Annotated in this window: 14 protein-coding genes; 4 read left to right on the top strand and 10 right to left on the bottom strand. The window is 71.1% G+C overall.

Annotation, left to right across the window (positions count from 1 at the left end; translation table 11 throughout):
• The first annotated feature begins 8 nt into the window (after nucleotides 1–8).
• The gene (locus QU602_RS05310; RefSeq protein ID WP_308799185.1) at nucleotides 9–500 is read left to right on the top strand and encodes a MarR family winged helix-turn-helix transcriptional regulator; all 492 of its coding nucleotides are present in this window, start codon (nucleotides 9–11) and stop codon (nucleotides 498–500) included.
• A 218-nt stretch (nucleotides 501–718) separates the two neighbouring features.
• Here the strand turns inward: QU602_RS05310 and QU602_RS05305 are convergent, their stop codons facing one another.
• The 3 genes from QU602_RS05305 to QU602_RS05295 all read right to left on the bottom strand — a co-directional run bounded on the left by QU602_RS05305 (nucleotide 719) and on the right by QU602_RS05295 (nucleotide 3,421).
• Nucleotides 719–1,378, bottom strand: a complete 660-nt coding sequence (locus QU602_RS05305) for a methionine ABC transporter permease (RefSeq protein ID WP_308799184.1) — start codon at nucleotides 1,376–1,378, stop codon at nucleotides 719–721.
• Nucleotides 1,378–2,430, bottom strand: coding sequence for a methionine ABC transporter ATP-binding protein (locus QU602_RS05300; protein ID WP_308799182.1), 1,053 nt, complete (start codon nucleotides 2,428–2,430; stop codon nucleotides 1,378–1,380). The genes QU602_RS05305 and QU602_RS05300 overlap by 1 nt, the downstream gene beginning before the upstream one ends.
• A gap of 85 nt (nucleotides 2,431–2,515) precedes the next feature.
• Entirely contained in the window at nucleotides 2,516–3,421 is a 906-nt protein-coding gene (locus QU602_RS05295; RefSeq protein ID WP_308799180.1) for a MetQ/NlpA family ABC transporter substrate-binding protein, read from the bottom strand.
• Nucleotides 3,422–3,654: 233 nt separating this feature from the next.
• On the opposite strand from QU602_RS05295, the gene QU602_RS05290 reads away from it, so the two are divergent.
• Together QU602_RS05290 and QU602_RS05285 are read left to right on the top strand one after the other, a co-directional pair.
• Entirely contained in the window at nucleotides 3,655–5,478 is a 1,824-nt protein-coding gene (locus QU602_RS05290) for an ABC-F family ATP-binding cassette domain-containing protein (protein WP_308799179.1), read from the top strand.
• A gap of 94 nt (nucleotides 5,479–5,572) precedes the next feature.
• Nucleotides 5,573–6,019, top strand: a complete 447-nt coding sequence (locus QU602_RS05285; protein WP_308799178.1) for a hypothetical protein — start codon at nucleotides 5,573–5,575, stop codon at nucleotides 6,017–6,019.
• Between the two features lie 25 nt (nucleotides 6,020–6,044).
• Here QU602_RS05285 and QU602_RS05280 read toward each other — a convergent pair whose 3' ends face one another.
• The 6 genes from QU602_RS05280 to rsmI all read right to left on the bottom strand — a co-directional run bounded on the left by QU602_RS05280 (nucleotide 6,045) and on the right by rsmI (nucleotide 12,577).
• The gene (locus tag QU602_RS05280) at nucleotides 6,045–6,974 is read right to left on the bottom strand and encodes a 4-(cytidine 5'-diphospho)-2-C-methyl-D-erythritol kinase (RefSeq protein WP_308799177.1); all 930 of its coding nucleotides are present in this window, start codon (nucleotides 6,972–6,974) and stop codon (nucleotides 6,045–6,047) included.
• Between the two features lie 4 nt (nucleotides 6,975–6,978).
• A complete protein-coding gene (gene rsmA, locus QU602_RS05275; protein ID WP_308799176.1) occupies nucleotides 6,979–7,890 on the bottom strand; it encodes a 16S rRNA (adenine(1518)-N(6)/adenine(1519)-N(6))-dimethyltransferase RsmA in 912 nt (303 codons plus the stop codon).
• A complete protein-coding gene (locus QU602_RS05270; RefSeq protein ID WP_308799175.1) occupies nucleotides 7,887–8,807 on the bottom strand; it encodes a TatD family hydrolase in 921 nt (306 codons plus the stop codon). The genes rsmA and QU602_RS05270 overlap by 4 nt, the downstream gene beginning before the upstream one ends.
• Nucleotides 8,808–8,811: 4 nt before the next feature.
• Nucleotides 8,812–10,371 (bottom strand): methionine--tRNA ligase, encoded by a 1,560-nt coding sequence (gene metG / locus QU602_RS05265; protein ID WP_308799173.1) that lies wholly within the window; start codon nucleotides 10,369–10,371, stop codon nucleotides 8,812–8,814.
• A 10-nt stretch (nucleotides 10,372–10,381) separates the two neighbouring features.
• Complete coding sequence (locus QU602_RS05260; protein WP_308799172.1) at nucleotides 10,382–11,482, bottom strand: NADP-dependent oxidoreductase; 1,101 nt, start codon at nucleotides 11,480–11,482, stop codon at nucleotides 10,382–10,384.
• A gap of 261 nt (nucleotides 11,483–11,743) precedes the next feature.
• Nucleotides 11,744–12,577, bottom strand: a complete 834-nt coding sequence (rsmI, locus tag QU602_RS05255) for a 16S rRNA (cytidine(1402)-2'-O)-methyltransferase (RefSeq protein WP_308799171.1) — start codon at nucleotides 12,575–12,577, stop codon at nucleotides 11,744–11,746.
• 29 nt (nucleotides 12,578–12,606) lie between these two features.
• Here rsmI and QU602_RS05250 point away from each other — a divergent pair, with 29 nt between their 5' ends.
• Nucleotides 12,607–14,316, top strand: coding sequence for a dolichyl-phosphate-mannose--protein mannosyltransferase (locus QU602_RS05250; protein WP_308799170.1), 1,710 nt, complete (start codon nucleotides 12,607–12,609; stop codon nucleotides 14,314–14,316).
• 12 nt (nucleotides 14,317–14,328) lie between these two features.
• Here the strand turns inward: QU602_RS05250 and QU602_RS05245 are convergent, their stop codons facing one another.
• Nucleotides 14,329–15,294: an NAD(P)-dependent alcohol dehydrogenase gene (locus QU602_RS05245; RefSeq protein WP_308799169.1), complete on the bottom strand. Its 966-nt coding sequence runs from the start codon at nucleotides 15,292–15,294 to the stop codon at nucleotides 14,329–14,331.
• Nucleotides 15,295–15,299: the final 5 nt, after the last annotated feature.

Raw genomic sequence — 15,299 nt, 5'->3', positions numbered from 1 at the left:
ATGAACGGATGACCGCAGCTGACGAGGTGGACCGCATCGTCGAGGACTGGGAGCGCGAGCGTCCCGACCTCGACTTCGCACCGCTCCAGGTGCTGTCGCGCGTCGCGCGGCTGTCGAAGCATCTCGACCGCGCGCGCAAGCAGGCGTTCGCGCGATCCGAGCTCGAGTCGTGGGAGTTCGACGTGCTCTCGGCGCTGCGCCGGGCAGGGACGCCGTACCGGCTCTCGCCGAAGTCGCTGCTCCAGCAGACCCTCGTGTCGAGCGGCACGATGACCAACCGCATCGACCGGCTCGTGCTGCGCGGACTCGTCACACGCCAGACCGATCCGCGCGACGGCCGTGGCATCCTCGTCGAGATGAGCGCCGCCGGCCTCACGCGTGTCGACGCCGCCATCACGCGACTCGTCGATGCCGAGGCCGAGCTGCTCGCGAGCCTCCCCGCCGCCGAACAGAAGCGCCTCGCGGGGCTTCTGCGCAAACTCAGCCTCGGCTTCGACTGACCCTCGCCTCCCCGCCGTCCCCCGGTCCGTCCCCCGCCGGTCCCCCGGTCCGTCCCCGCCCGTCCCCGCCCGTCCCCCGCTCGAGTGTTAACGAAACGGCCCGAATGATGCCGGAATGGGCCCTCGTTCTTGCCGTTTCGTCATCACTCGACGGAGGGCGGGCGGGCGGGGCGGGGCGGGGCCGGGCGGGGCGGGCGGGGCGGGCGGGGCGGGGCGGGCTAGCGGCGGAGCACCTTGCGGGCGAGCCAGTTGCCGAGGTACTGCACGATCTGCACGAACACGACGATGAGCAGCACCGCGGCCCACGTCACGATCGGCTCGAACTGGCGGTATCCGTAGAGCTGGGCGAAGTAGCCGAGCCCGCCACCCCCGATGAACCCGGCCATCGCGGTCATGTCGATGACCGCGATGATGATGAACGTGTAGCCCAGGATGAGCGGCCCGAGCGCCTCGGGGATGGCGACGGTCCGCAGGATCCGCCAGGGCCCGGCGCCCATCGACCTGGCGGCCTCGATCACCCCGGGCCGCACGGTGAGCAGGTTCTGCTCGACGATCCGGCCGATCGCGAACGACGCCGCGAGCGACAGCGCGAAGATCGCCGCGTTCGTGCCGATGCCGATGCCGATGACCGCGCGGGTGACCGGCTGGATGGCGGCGATGAAGATGATGAACGGGATCGGGCGGAAGAAGTTGATCAGCACGTTCAGCACGTTGTACGCGGCCCGGTTCGGCATCAGGCTGCCGGCCCGGGAGACGTAGAGCCCGACGCCGAGCAGCAGGCCGCCCAGGCCACCGAACAGCATGGTGAGCAAGACCATGTACAGGGTCTCGCCCGCGGCCTCCCAGAACTGGGGTGAGAGCTCGAAGAGTCGCTCCATCAGCGCGCCTCCGGTCCGGTCACGTCGGCAGGCTCGGCCACTTCGGCGTGCGTGCGGATCTTGGCGAGCGCGCTGTCGATGGAAGGCTCCGCCCCGCGGAGCGCGAGCGTGAGGTGCCCGAACGCGCGACCGCGGATGTCGTTGATGCCGCCGTAGACGAGTTCGAACTCGACGCCGGCCTCGGCCAGGTCGAGGAAGACACGCGCCTGCGAGGCGTCGCCGTCGCGGAACGAGACGGTGACGATGCGCCCGGCGTGGCGCTCGCGGAGCACCGCGAGCTCGGCCGGCGAGGGGATGCCCTTCACGACGGTCGAGACGAAGCGCTGCGAGGCCGGATGCCTCGGTTTGGAGAAGACGTCGAACACGTCGCCGCGCTCGATGACGCGGCCACCGTCCATGACGGCGACCTTCGTGGCGATCGTCTGGATGACATCCATCTCATGCGTGATCACGATCATGGTCACGCCCTGTTCCTCGTTCACGCGGCGGAGGAGGGTGAGCACCTCGTGCGTGGTCTCTGGGTCGAGCGCGCTCGTCGCCTCGTCGGCGAGCAGGATGCTCGGCCGGGTCGCGAGCGCACGCGCGATGCCGACGCGCTGCTTCTGGCCGCCTGACAGCTGCTCGGGGTACGCCTTGGCCTTGTCGGAGAGCCCCACGAACGCGAGCAGCTCGGTCACGCGCGCGTCGATGTCGGCACGCGACCAGCCTGCGATCTTCAGCGGATAGGCGATGTTGCCGCGGACGGTCTTCTGATCGAACAGGTTGAACTGCTGGAAGATCATGCCGATGCCGAGTCGGATGCCGCGGAGCTCGCGCTCGCCGAGGGAGGTGAGCTCACGCCCGTCGACGACGATCGAGCCGCTCGTCGCGGGCTCGAGGGCGTTCACGAGCCGCACGAGCGTGGACTTGCCGGCGCCCGAGTAGCCGATGATGCCGTACACATCGCCCTGCTCGATGTCGAGCGTGACGTCATCGACGGCGACGACCGGCGGTGCCGATCGATCGGCCGCCGGGTACGACTTGGTGACGTTCGCGAGGCTCACGAGAGCCATGCGTCTCCTCCTCCTGGACGTGCGTAACCGGGCGGCGCGAGCATCTCGCACCGCCCGGCATACGGGTCGCGTGGTTGCGTGGGGGTCAGCCCTGCGCCTCGGTGTCGGCCTGCACGTCGGCGAGCGACGCCTCGAGCTCCGCGACCGGGATCTCGACGGACACGCCGGTGCCACCCGACGCCTCGTCGAGGCCGGCCTGCACCTCGGCGTTGGTCTGGAAGATCTCGACGAGCTTGAGGTAGGTCTCGTTGGTCTTGTCCTCGGCACGCGCCGCGAAGATGTTCACGTACGGCAGCGCGTTCGGGTCGGCCGGGTCGTCCTGCGCGATCGCGTCCTCGAACGTGAGGCCCGCGTCCTCGACGAAGTCGTTGTTGATGATCGCGGCAGCGACGTCGGGCAGCGACGTCGGGGTGAGCGATGCTTCGAGCGGCGTGACCTGGACCTTCGAGTTCGCCACGTCGACGTCGGCGATGGTCGAGAAGATCGAGCCCTCGCCCTCGAGCTCGATGAGCCCGGCCGACTGCAGGACGAGCAGCGAGCGCGCGAGGTTCGCGGGGTCGTCGGGGATCGCGACCGTCGCGCCCTCGGGGATGTCCTCGACCGAGTCGTACTGCGTCGAGTAGAGCCCGAGCGGGTAGATCTGGGTCGAGCCGATCGGCGTGAGGTCCTCACCGGCGTTCACGTTGTAGTCGGCGAGGTACACGATGTGCTGGAACTGGTTCAGGTCGAGCTCGCCCTCGCTCAGCGCCGGGTTCGGCTGCGCGTAGTCGGCGAAGTCGATGAGCTCGATCTCGATGCCCTCGGCCGACGCGGCCTCCTCGAACGCGGCCCACTGCGGGTCGGACTTGCCGACGACGCCGATGCGCACGACGTCGTCGCCGCCCTCGGCAGCGGTGCCGCCGTTGGTGGCGCAGCCGGCCAGGCCGGCGACGAGGAGCGGGACCGCCGCGAAGGCGGCGAGTGCTGATGCGGTGCGTGAGGCGCGGGTCATGGTGTTCCTTTCATGGGTGAGCGATCGGGACCTGATGGGTTCGAGGGCAGCACGGACACCCCGGAGGGTCGTCTTTGGGGGGAGGCTGCCGCGATCGCGTGCTCGTCCACGATACGTGAAGAATCTCCAGCACTCGGACCCCACGGTCATAGTCCGTCACAGATCCTTCGTCGCATCCGCTCAAGTCGCCCGGAAGCTTCGAGCGCGTCCCGGGCATCTACCCTTGAAGGGACATGGCGCATCTTCTCGGGGCCGAGGCCCTGCACCTCGAGTACCCCACGCGGGTCGTCTTCGACTCCATCTCGCTCGGCGTCAACGAGGGCGACCGCATCGGCATCGTCGGCCGCAACGGCGACGGCAAGTCGAGCCTGCTCGCGATGCTCGCCGGCCGCCGCTCCCCCGACTCGGGCCGGGTCACGGTGCGCGGCGGCGTCCGCATCGGCGTGCTCGACCAGGCCGACACCCTCGACGACGCCGAGACCGTGGGCCACGCCGTCGTCGGCGACGAGCCCGAACACGAGTGGGCCGGCGATGCGCGCACGCGAGACGTCATCGCCGGTCTGCTGCGCGACCTGCCATGGGACGCGCAGCTCGGCACCCTCTCGGGCGGCCAGCGGCGCCGCGTCGCGCTCGCCCGGCTGCTGCGCGGCGACCACGACGTGCTCGCCCTCGACGAACCGACGAACCACCTCGACGTCGAGGCCATCACGTGGCTCGCCGAGCACCTGAAGCGGCGCTGGCCCGCGAACGCCGGTGGCCTCCTGGTCGTGACGCACGACCGCTGGTTCCTCGACGAGATCTGCACGGCCACGTGGGAGGTGCACGACCGGACGGTCGAGCCGTTCGAAGGCGGCTACGCCGCCTACATCCTGCAGCGCGTGGAACGCGACCGGCAGTCCGCCGCCATCGAGGCGCGGCGGCAGAATCTCGCGCGCAAGGAGCTCGCGTGGCTCCGGCGCGGGGCGCCCGCGCGCACATCCAAGCCGAAGTTCCGCATCGATGCCGCGAACGCGCTCATCGCCGACGTCCCCGAGATCCGCGATCGCGTCGCACTGCAGTCCCTCGCGGTGTCGCGGCTCGGCAAGGACGTCGTGGATCTGCTCGATGCATCCGTCTCGTATGACGGGCGCGAGGTGCTGCACCCGGTCGAGTGGCGCATCGCGCCCGGCGAGCGCACCGGAATCCTCGGGGTGAACGGTGCGGGCAAGTCGACCCTGCTCGGCCTCGTCGACGGCTCGGTCGCGCCGACCTCAGGCCGGGTCAAGCGAGGCAAGACCGTGCAGGTCGCGACGCTCACGCAGCGCATGGACGAGCTCGAGGAGCACCTCGACGACCCGGTGCGGGTCGTGATCGGGCGCCTCCGCACGAGCTACACGTTCGGCTCGGGCTCGAAGGCGCAGGAGCTGTCGCCCGGGCAGCTGCTCGAACGCCTCGGCTTCGCGAGCGCACAGCTCTCGACGCCGGTCAAGGACCTTTCAGGCGGGCAGCGTCGCCGCCTGCAGCTGCTGCTCATCCTGCTCGACCAGCCGAACGTGCTGATCCTCGACGAGCCGACGAACGACCTCGACACCGACATGCTGGCCGCGATGGAGGATCTGCTCGACTCGTGGCCCGGCACACTGCTGGTCGTGTCCCACGACCGGTACTTCATCGAGCGGGTCACCGATCAGCAGTTCGCGATCCTCGGCGGCCGCCTGCGGCACCTGCCCGGCGGCGTCGACGAATACCTGCGGCTGCGCAATCTCGAGGAGCAGGGCGGGTCGCGCGCCTCAGGCGGTGCGGGTGCGTCGCCGACGGATGCCTCGGGCGGCACGGATGCCTCGGGCCCGGTGCTCAGCGGCGCCGAACTGCGCGCCGCGCAGAAGGAGCTCGCCGCACTCGAACGTCGCCTCGGCAAGCTGCAGGAGCAGATCGACGCCGCGAAGACCGCGCTCGCCGACCACGACCAGTCCGACTACGTCGGCCTCGGCGCCGAGATGGAGCGCATCGGCGCCCTCGAGGCCGAGATGTCCGAGCTCGAGCTGCGCTGGTACGAGCTCGGCGAGCAGGTCGAATAGCCGACAAGGCCAGGTGGCTGGCCACCATTTCGAACTCAGTGCGAATCAGCTACAGTAATATACTGATTTGTTTCCTCGTTTTGGGAGTTCGACCATGATCAAGCCGACCCGCCGCGTTCCGCGGTCCTTCGCCGCAGCGGCACTGGCGATCGGTGTCTCCGCACTCGCCGTGATCGCCGCCCCGCATGCCGCGATGGCACAACCGGCCGAGGCGGCGGCACCCACCATCAGCATCGGCGACGGCACGGTGGCGAGTTCCGACGCCTCGATCGCGAGCGTGCCGATCACGTACCAGTGCGAAGCGGGCACCGCGGCGGCGATCGTCGTGAAGATGCGCCAGCCGTTCGGAGAGTACGCGTTCGTCGACGGCGTGACGAGCCACACCGTCGCGTGCACCGGCGAGACCACCACGATCACGACATCGATCGCCTCGAACCACCGCGACCCCTGGCACGCCGGTCAGGCCACGGGCGAAGTGAGCATCTACGGTCAGAGCACAGCGACGGCACACCAGCCGTTCAGCATCGTCTTGCGCTCGTAGGGCCGACGGCCCCGCACAGGCCGCGTCAGGGCAGCATGACGCGGGCGCCGTGCACGGGGCCGTGCACGTGCAGGGCCGTGAGGCGTGCTGCCGAGAGCGAGATCTGCAGCGCGATGGCCGAGTCGGAGTCCTCGGTGAGGAAGGCGACCGTCGGGCCGGAGCCCGAGACGATCCCGGCGAGCGCGCCGGCCTGCTCGCCGAGATCGATGAGGTCGGCGAGCCCGGGGGCGAGCCGGATCGCGGCCGCCTGCAGGTCGTTGTCGAGCGCTTCGGCGAGGCGGGCAGGGTCGCCCGCGCGCAGCGCCTGGAGCACAGCCGCGTCGACCGATGGCGTGGACACGGGAGCCCCGCGACGGCGCTCGGCGCGCAGCACGTCGAGCTCACGGTAGACCGCGGGCGTGGACAGGCCGAAGTCCGCCACCGCAAGCACCCAATGGAATCGTCCGGTGCCCAGCGCGGGGCTCAACCGGTCGCCTCGGCCGGTACCGATCGCCGTGCCACCCATGAGCGCGAACGGCACGTCGGCGCCGAGTTTCGCCGCGATGCGGAGCATCGCGTCTTTCGGCAGGTCGGTGCCCCAGAGCGCGTCGCACGCGAGCAGGGTCGCCGCGGCGTCGGCCGAACCGCCGCCCATGCCGCCCGCGATCGGCACATGCTTCTCGATCTCCAGCCGGATGCCCGCCGTGACCCCGGTCGTGCGGGCGAACAGCTTGGCCGCTTTCACCGCGAGGTTCGAGCCGTCGGTCGGCAGCAGCGACGTGTCCATGGTTCCGGTGAACGAGACCGAGATGCGGTCGTCGGGTTGGGCGAACACGTCCTCATAGAGCGAGACGGCCTGGAAGGCGGTCGCGACATCGTGATAGCCGTCGGCTCCCGCATCGCCGACGTGGAGGAAGAGGTTGATCTTGCCGGGCGCGCGGACGTGCACCGCTTCCTCGGACGGCAGGAACGTCATGCGTTCACGCTAGCGGACCCGGGGCGGGCGGACCCGGCTGCTCGGCGAGCGCTCTGGTGATCTCCAGGAACTCGCCGACCCGCAGCTGCTCGCCGCGCACCTGCGGGTCGATGCCGGCACGCTCAAGGACCTCGCTCGCAGCGGCGGCGGAGCCGCCGAGCACACCCGAGAGCGCCTGCCGCAGCATCTTGCGGCGCTGCTGGAACGCCGCGTCCACGAGCTCGAACGTGCGTCGCCGCTCGGCCTCGGTGCCGGGTGGCTCGCGGCGTTTGAAGCCGACGAGCACCGAATCGACGTTCGGCACCGGCCAGAACACGAGGCGCGAGACCTGACCGGCCGTGCGCCAGTCGCCGTACCAGGCCGCCTTCACGCTCGGCGCCCCGTAGACCTTCGACCCGGGCTCGGCCGCCAGCCGATAGCCGACCTCGGCCTGCACCATGACGATGCCGGAGGTGAGCGAGTCGAGATGTTCGAGCAGGTGGAGCAGCACCGGTACCGAGACGTTGTACGGCAGGTTCGCGACCAGCCGCGACGGCGCGCCGGGCAGTTCGGTGACCCGCAGCGCATCCTCGTGGATCACGGTGAGGGAGGTGCCTGGTTGCATGAGACGCACGGTGTGCGGCAGCTGCTCGGCGAGCCGGCCGTCGATCTCGACGGCGATCACGTCGGCACCGGCCTCGAGCAGGCCCAGCGTCAAGGACCCCAGCCCGGGACCGACCTCGAGCACGGTGTCGCCGCGTTCGACGCCCGCGGTCTGCACGATGCGCCGCACCGTGTTCGCGTCATGGACGAAGTTCTGGCCGAGCTTTTTCGTGGGGCTGACGCCGAGCACCTCCGCGAGGTCGCGGATCTCAGCCGGCCCGAGCAGCCTGGGCTGCGCCGGCGTGTGATCGGCCTCGTGCTGATGCGCCGTCACGCGCCCTCGCGCCCGTCATCGATGCGCTCTCCACCCACGGCCTCATCCTGCCACGACCCATACACTCGGACCGTGTTCGACGCGACCTGCGCGCAGAGTTCGTCGAGCGGCATGCCGAGCACCTCCGAGATGAAGCGCACGGTGTGCGGCACGAGATAGGGCGCGTTCGGTCGGCCGCGGAGCGGCGCGGGCGTCAGGTAGGGCGCATCGGTCTCGACGAGGATCCGGTCGCGCGGCAGCACCCGCAGGGCGTCGCGCAGGTTCTCGGCGTTCTTGAACGTCACGTTTCCAGCGAACGAGCAGTACCAGCCCTCGTCGGCGGCGAGTGCGGCGAGCTCCTCCCCGCCCGAGAAGCAGTGGAACACCGTGCCCTCGGGGGCGCCGACCCGGCGCAGCGTCGCGACCACGTCGTCGTGCGCGTCGCGATCGTGGATCTGCAGCGCGAGCCCGTGGCGCTTCGCGATGTCGATGTGGGCCTCGAACGAGCGGAACTGCGCGGCACGGCCGTCGTCCCCCGTGCGGAAGTAATCGAGCCCCGTCTCACCGATCGCACGCACCCGCGGCTGCGCCGCGAGCTCGTCGATCACGCTGAGCGCGTCGGCCAGCTCACCGGCCGCGTCGAGCACGGGCGCCTCGTTCGGATGCAGCGCCACGGCGGCGAGCAGCCTCGGCTCGCGGGCCGCCATCTCGGCCGACCAGCGGCTGGTCGCCACGTCGGTGCCGACCTGCACGGCGCCGGCGACGCCCACCGATGCGGCACGATCCAGATGCTCCGCGACCGACAGCGGCAGCGCGCTGTCGGCGATCTCCAGGTGCGTGTGGTTGTCGAAGACGGGCAGCGGCAACGGCTCGGGGGCCGGCGGATACTCCGCGGCCCTGCCGTCCCGGTCGCCGCGGGTGCGCAGGTGCTCGGTCACCGCGTCACTCGGTGACCTCGACGCGCGGGAAGAGCGCCTCGAGCTGCGCCACGCGGTCGCCCACGGTCCACTCGAACGCGCGATCGATGCGCTGCTCCTGCACGGTGCCGGGCGCGCCGAGCGCGGTCCACAGCTTCGCCGTCGCCTTCGGGACCACCGGCGAGAGCAGCACGGCGAGCGTGCCGAGCCCGTGATACGCGGTCGCGAGCACGGTCTCGAGTCGCTCCCGCTTCGCGGGGTCCTTCGCGAGCACCCAGGGCTCCTCGGCGGTGATGTAGCCGTTCAACGCGTCGACGAGTTCCCAGGCAGCGGCGATCGCCTCGTGCACCGCGAGACGGTCGATGGCCTGCCACGAGGCATCCGTCGCCCGTCGCTCGACCGCGGTGATCTCGTCGTCGGCCGGCGTCGTCGTGCCCGCCGCGGGCACGACGCCGTCGCAGTACCGGGTGATCATCGCGACCACGCGCGACGCGAGGTTGCCGAACCCGTTCGCGAGCTCGGCCTGGTACCTGGCCGCGAGGTCCTCCCACGAGAACGAGCCGTCCTGGCCGAAGTGGATCGCCGAGAGGAAGTAGTAGCGGAACGCGTCGGAGCCGAATGTGTCGGTGATCTGCGCGGGCGCGATCCCCGTCAGCTTCGACTTCGACATCTTCTCGCCGCCGACGAGCAGCCAGCCGTGCCCGAAGACCCCGCGTGGCACGTCGAGACCGGCCGCCATGAGCATCGCGGGCCAGATCACCGCGTGGAAGCGCAGGATGTCTTTGCCGACGATGTGCTGCGCGGGCCAGCGGCGTGCGAACTCCTCGTCGTCCTGGCCGTAGCCCACGGCCGTGATGTAGTTCAGCAGCGCGTCGAACCACACGTAGACCACGTGCGTCTCGTCCCACGGGACCTTCACGCCCCAATCGAACGTCGAGCGCGAGATCGACAGATCGGCGAGCCCCGACCGCACGAACGAGACGACCTCGTTGCGCGCCGACTCGGGCTGGACGAAGTCGGGTCGCTCCTCGTAGAGCGCGAGCAGCCGGTCGGCGAACGCCGACATCCGGAAGAAGTAGTTCTTCTCGTGCAGCAGCTCGACCGGCTTCGAGTGGATCGCGCAGACCAGCTGCCCCTCGTACTCCCCGGTGCCGTCGATGAGCTCGGACTGCTGCTTGTACTCCTCGCAGCCGACGCAGTAATACCCCTCGTACTCGCCCGTGTAGATGTGGCCCTCGTCGTACAGCTTCTGCAGGAAGCGCTGCACGTTGGCCTCGTGCCGCTCGTCGGTCGTGCGGATGAAGTCGTCGTTGGCGATGTCGATGGTCTCGAGCAGCGGCTTCCACGCCTCGGCGACGAGCCGGTCGGCCCATTCCTTCGGCGTGACGCCGTTGGCGGTCGCGGTGCGCAGGATCTTCTGGCCGTGCTCGTCGGTGCCGGTCAGCGACCAGGTGTCCTCGCCCGCCTGGCGGTGCCAGCGGGCGAGCACGTCGGCCGCCACCTCGGTGTAGGCGTGCCCGATGTGCGGGACGTCGTTGACGTAGAAGATGGGGGTCGTGATGTAGAACGAGGAGCCGTCGGCCATACGTGCAATCCTATGGGCGCTCGTCCGCCTCTTCGGCTGCGTGACGGGCTTCTCGCCGCCGGCGCCGCACACTGCCGTCGGCGAGCGCGGGCGGCACCGCCTCCTCGACCTCCATGTGCTCGTGCGGTGTCGCGATCCCCAGGGTGACGTCCTGTTCCTTGAGTGCGGGCTCGCGCACCCGCTGCCCGCGGTAGTCCACCGTGTGCATGCCGAGCACGATCTTGCCCGGCGCCTCGCGCCGGTCGAGCGCCCGGTAGGCGTCGGCGACGTCGTCGAGCGAGAACACGTCGGCGATCGGCAGCCGCACGCGTCGGTCCGAGACCATCTGCGCGACGCGCGCGAGCGCCACGACGTCGCCCGCGTCGATGTGCACGGCGCCGTGTTCGGTGACGGCGTCCCAGTCCATGGTCGTGAGGATCCGCGGACCCGGCACACCGAGCTCCACGGCCGCGCCGGCTTCGCCGCCGAGGAAGTCGAGGAACCCGCCGATCGGCCGTCCGCCCACGACGGCACGGACGCGATCGGCGAGGCCCGGCCCGTAGGCGAGCGGGATCACGCCGAACTGCCGGAGAAAGTCGAATCTCGCCTCGGCCGACGTGCCCACCACGGTCGCGCCCCGCAACCGGGCGAACTGCGCGGCGAGGCATCCGACCCCGCCCGCGGCGGCGGTGATGACGACCGTGTCGTCCGGACCGAGCCGCAGCCCCTCGACCGCCGTCCACGCGGTCGTGCCGGCGATGTGGAGCGACCCGGCCACCTCCCAGGAGAGGCCTGCGGGCTTGGCGACCAGTTGCTGCTCGGGGACCACGACGTGCGTGGCCTGCGCGCCGCCCTCGACGAACCCCATGACCTCGTCGCCCCGGCCGAACCGCGAGTCGCGCGAGCCGGTCGCAATCACCACTCCGGCGAGCTCGCGGCCCACCGCCGCCGGGAACGTCACCGGCCAGCGTTCGGCGTGCCTGCCCTGTCGTACGACGCTGTCGACCGGGCTGAGCCCGGCGGCGAAGACCTCGACGAGCACCTCGCCGGCACCGGGCTCAGGCGTTGGAACCTCGACGACCTCGAGCACCTCGGGCCCGCCGGACCGGGAGTATCGGACCGCGTGTGACATGTGCCACCTCCACGTCGCTGCCGTCACTTGGGTGCGTGGCGTGGTCTCATTGTCCGCCTGATCACGCTGCGCGGCACCCGGTTGCGTGATCCGCTCGCGCGGGGTCACGTGCGGCGCGTGTCGGGATGCAAGCGCGGGCCGGGTCAGGCCGAGTGGGCGGGCTCACCGACGCGATCCCCGTGATCTCGCGAGGGCGGTGCGCGCCGAGGCCGCGCGGAAGGTGCCCCCTGGGCGACCCACTCGACGTTCGGGAACCGGGGCCTACGCGGACGGAGACGAAGATCTCGCTGCGAGGGCACGTTCATACAGGTCGCGTCGGCCGAGCCCGGTCTCGGCCGCGACCAGTGCGGCCGCGTCCTTCAGGCGGGTGCCGGAGGCGGCGAGCGCCTGGACGCGCGCGAGCGCGGCGTCGGGGTCGGATGCCTCGGCCGCGGCCCCACCGACGACGATGCAGATCTCGCCCCGAACCCCGCCGGCGGCCCACTCGGCGAGCTCGGCGAGCGGACCCCGACGCACCTGCTCGTGCAGCTTCGTGAGCTCGCGGCAGACCGCGGCGGGACGGTCGCGGCCGAACGCGTCGGCGAGCGCCTCGAGGCTCGCGGCGATCCGTGACGGCGCCTCGAAGAAGACGAGGGTCCGGCGATCGCCGGAAAGCTCGGTCAGACGACGGCTCCGCTCCCCCGCCTTGCGCGGCAGGAAGCCCTCGAACGCGAACCGGTCGGTCGGCAGGCCGGACACGGCGAGCGCGGTGAGCACCGCAGACGGGCCGGGGATCGCCGTCACCTCGACGTCGGCCGCGATCGCCGCCTGCACGAGCGGGAACCCCGGGTCCGAGACCGTCGGCATGCCCGCATCGGTGAGCACGAGCAGGTCGGTGTCGCGCGCGAGCTCGACGAGCTCGCCGGCCTTCTGGCGTTCGTTGTGCTCGTGCAGCGCGATGAGTCGCGGCCGGTTGGCGATGCCGAGCCCGGCGAGCAGGCGCTGGGTCACCCTCGTGTCCTCCGAGGCGACGACCCGGGCCTCCTCGAGCGCCTCCCGGAGCCGGGCGGATGCGTCCCCCAGGTTGCCGATCGGGGTCGCCGCGAGAATGATCATGCGGTCAAGTCTGGCCTAGGGTGGGGCGCATGAACGCAGATCCGGCCGCCGAGGCGCGCGTGCCGGGTCCCGCTGCCGGGCCGTCGCCAGAGGCATCCGGCCCGGTCGAAGCATCCGGCCAGCCCGAGGCATCCGGCCAGCCCGAGGCATCCGGCCAGCCCGAGGCATCCGGCCAGCCCGAGGCATCCGGCCCGCGTGGCACGCGACTCGACGCCTGGTGGGCGCGCGTGCTCGCCGATCCGCGGCGACGCGCGCTCTGGTACTGGGGTGCGCCGATCGTCATGACGCTCATCGCGGCCGTGCTGCGGTTCTGGAATCTCGGGCACCCGCAGCAGCTCGTGTTCGACGAGACGTACTACGTCAAGGACGCCTGGACGCTGTGGCAGCACGGCTACGAGACGACCTGGCCCGACGACGCCGACGAGCAGTTCGCGGCGGGCGACACCGGCATCTTCAACGAGGCGCCGAGCTATGTCGTGCACCCGCCGCTCGGCAAGTGGTTGCTCGGGCTCGGCATGGCCGCGTTCGGCGCGGGCGACGCCTTCTGGTGGCGCGCCTCCACCGCCCTCGCCGGGACCGTGGCCGTGCTCATCGTCACGCTCCTCGCCCGGCGGTTCACCGGGACGACCGTCGCCGCCGTCATCGCGGGTCTGCTGCTCGCGATCGACGGCAATGCGATCGTCATGTCGCGAGTGGCGCTGCTCGACACCTGGCTCATGCTGCTGTGCCTCATCGGCGTGTGGTTCGTCGTCCTCGACCGCGATCGCAGCCGCGCCCTGCTCGAACGCCGGCTCGCCGGCGGGCGGTCGCCAGACGGCGCGCCCGCATACGGTCCCGCGCTCTGGGCACGGCCGTGGGTGGTCGCCGCGGGTGCCGCGTTCGGCGCCGCGACGGCCGTCAAATGGTCGGGGCTGTACTTCCTCGCCGCGTTCGGCGTGTACCTCGTGATCGTCGATGCGCTCGCGCGCCGCCGGGCCGGGGTGTCGTTCTGGGCCACGGGCGCGGTGCTGAAGCAGGGGCCGGTCACGTTCCTGTTGTTCGTGCCCGTCGCCGCGGTCGTGTACCTCGCATCGTGGACCGGCTGGCTCGTGACCGACGGCGGCTACGACCGGCACTGGGCCGAGCAGCCCGGCAACGCCGCGACCGGGGCGCTCGCATGGGTGCCGACCTGGCTGCAGAGCCTCTGGCACTACCACCAGTCGGCCTACTCGTTCCATCTCGGGGTGCACGGCGACCACCCCTGGCAATCGAACCCGCTGACCTGGCTGTTCATGATCCGGCCGACGAACATGTACTACCGCGAGGTCGACGGCTGCGGCGACGGCTGCGTCGAGTCCATCATGGGCATCGGCAACCCGCTCATCTGGTGGGCGGCGGCCGTCGCGGCCGGCTATCTCGTCTACCGTCTCGTGCGCTACCGGGAGTGGGCCGTCGGGCTGACGCTGCTCGGCCTCGCGGCAGGCTATCTGCCGTGGCTGCTCTACCTCGACCGCACGGTGTTCCAGTTCTACTCGATCGTGTTCCAGCCGTATCTCGTGCTCGGACTCGCGATCGTGATCGGGATCGTCCTCGGGCGGCCGAGCGACCCCGCCTGGCGCCGTGAGCGCGGCATCGCGATCGTTGTCGTGTTCCTGCTCTGGGCGGTCGCGATCTCGGCGTGGTTCTACCCGATCTGGTCGGCCATGCCGATCGACGAGACGTTCCGGCGGCTGCACTTCTGGCTGCCGAGCTGGGGCTGACCCCTGCTGGCGCTACTCGACCAGCGTGAGCACAAGGGCGCCGACCTTGTGCCTCGAATCGACGCGGGCGTGCGCCGCCACGATGTCGGCGATGGGCAGCGTGCGGTCGACCACGGGCACGAGTTCACCCTCGGCCACGAGTCGGCTGAGCAGTTCGAGATCTGCACGCTTCGCGGCATCCGCTCGCAGCCCCGTGAAGGCGACCGCCGCACGCCGGCGGCGCACGACCCGCGTGGCGAGGATCGCGAACAGCAGGCCGAAGCTCGGCACGGTCGTCGCGTAGACGCCGCGTGCGGTGAGCGCACGCCGCACCCGGCCGAACGAGCGCGTGCCGACGGCGTCGAAGACGACGTCATAGGCGTCGCGGGCGTCGGCGAAGTCCGCCACGGTGTAGTCGATCGCGTGCGCGGCACCGAGCCGGTGCACCAGCTCGAGATTGGGCGTACTCGTGACCGCGGTCACGTCGGCCCCCATCCAGCGCGCGAGCTGCACGGCGGCCGAGCCGACCGCGCCCGATGCGCCGTTGATCAGCACCCGGTGCCCCGGCTGCACGTGACCGACGTCGCGCAGGAAGGGCAGCGCCGTGAGGAACCCGTCGATGACCGCGACCGCATCGGTGTCGGAGACGCCGGGCGGGATGGGCTGCACGGCACCGTCGGCCGCGACCACCACGAGCTCGGCGTGCGCCCCGCTCGCGGCGCCCGTCGCGCCGTACACCCGGTCGCCGAGCGCGAAGCGGGTGACGCCGGCGCCGACGGCGTCGACGGTTCCCGCGAAGTCGGACCCGAGCACCTGCTGGCGAGGTCGCACCAGGCCTGAGAAGAGGCGCGCGAACCAGGGCGTCCCGCTGCGGAAGGCGGAGTCGGACGGGCCGATGGTGGTGGCGCCGACCCGCACCCGGATCTGCCCGGCTCGGGGCTCAGGCGTCGGCCGCTCGGCGAGGTGGACGACCTCGGGCGGTCCGTACCGTTCGATCACGGCGG

Source organism: Agromyces protaetiae (genome assembly GCF_030866785.1).
Lineage (GTDB): Bacteria > Actinomycetota > Actinomycetes > Actinomycetales > Microbacteriaceae > Agromyces > Agromyces silvae.
This window is presented reverse-complemented; position numbering and strand designations above follow the sequence as displayed.

Bases quoted from the DNA above. Each gene is read 5' to 3' on its own strand.
- QU602_RS05285 (WP_308799178.1), top strand. From the start codon at position 5,573: ATGATCAAGCCGACCCGCCGCGTTCCGCGGTCCTTCGCCGCAGCGGCA.
- QU602_RS05300 (WP_308799182.1), bottom strand. From the start codon at position 2,430: ATGGCTCTCGTGAGCCTCGCGAACGTCACCAAGTCGTACCCGGCGGCC.
- QU602_RS05260 (WP_308799172.1), bottom strand. From the start codon at position 11,482: ATGTCACACGCGGTCCGATACTCCCGGTCCGGCGGGCCCGAGGTGCTC.
- QU602_RS05310 (WP_308799185.1), top strand. From the start codon at position 9: ATGACCGCAGCTGACGAGGTGGACCGCATCGTCGAGGACTGGGAGCGC.
- metG (WP_308799173.1), bottom strand. From the start codon at position 10,371: ATGGCCGACGGCTCCTCGTTCTACATCACGACCCCCATCTTCTACGTC.
- QU602_RS05295 (WP_308799180.1), bottom strand. From the start codon at position 3,421: ATGACCCGCGCCTCACGCACCGCATCAGCACTCGCCGCCTTCGCGGCG.
- QU602_RS05280 (WP_308799177.1), bottom strand. From the start codon at position 6,974: ATGACGTTCCTGCCGTCCGAGGAAGCGGTGCACGTCCGCGCGCCCGGC.
- QU602_RS05290 (WP_308799179.1), top strand. From the start codon at position 3,655: ATGGCGCATCTTCTCGGGGCCGAGGCCCTGCACCTCGAGTACCCCACG.
- QU602_RS05250 (WP_308799170.1), top strand. From the start codon at position 12,607: ATGAACGCAGATCCGGCCGCCGAGGCGCGCGTGCCGGGTCCCGCTGCC.
- QU602_RS05305 (WP_308799184.1), bottom strand. From the start codon at position 1,378: ATGGAGCGACTCTTCGAGCTCTCACCCCAGTTCTGGGAGGCCGCGGGC.
- rsmI (WP_308799171.1), bottom strand. From the start codon at position 12,577: ATGATCATTCTCGCGGCGACCCCGATCGGCAACCTGGGGGACGCATCC.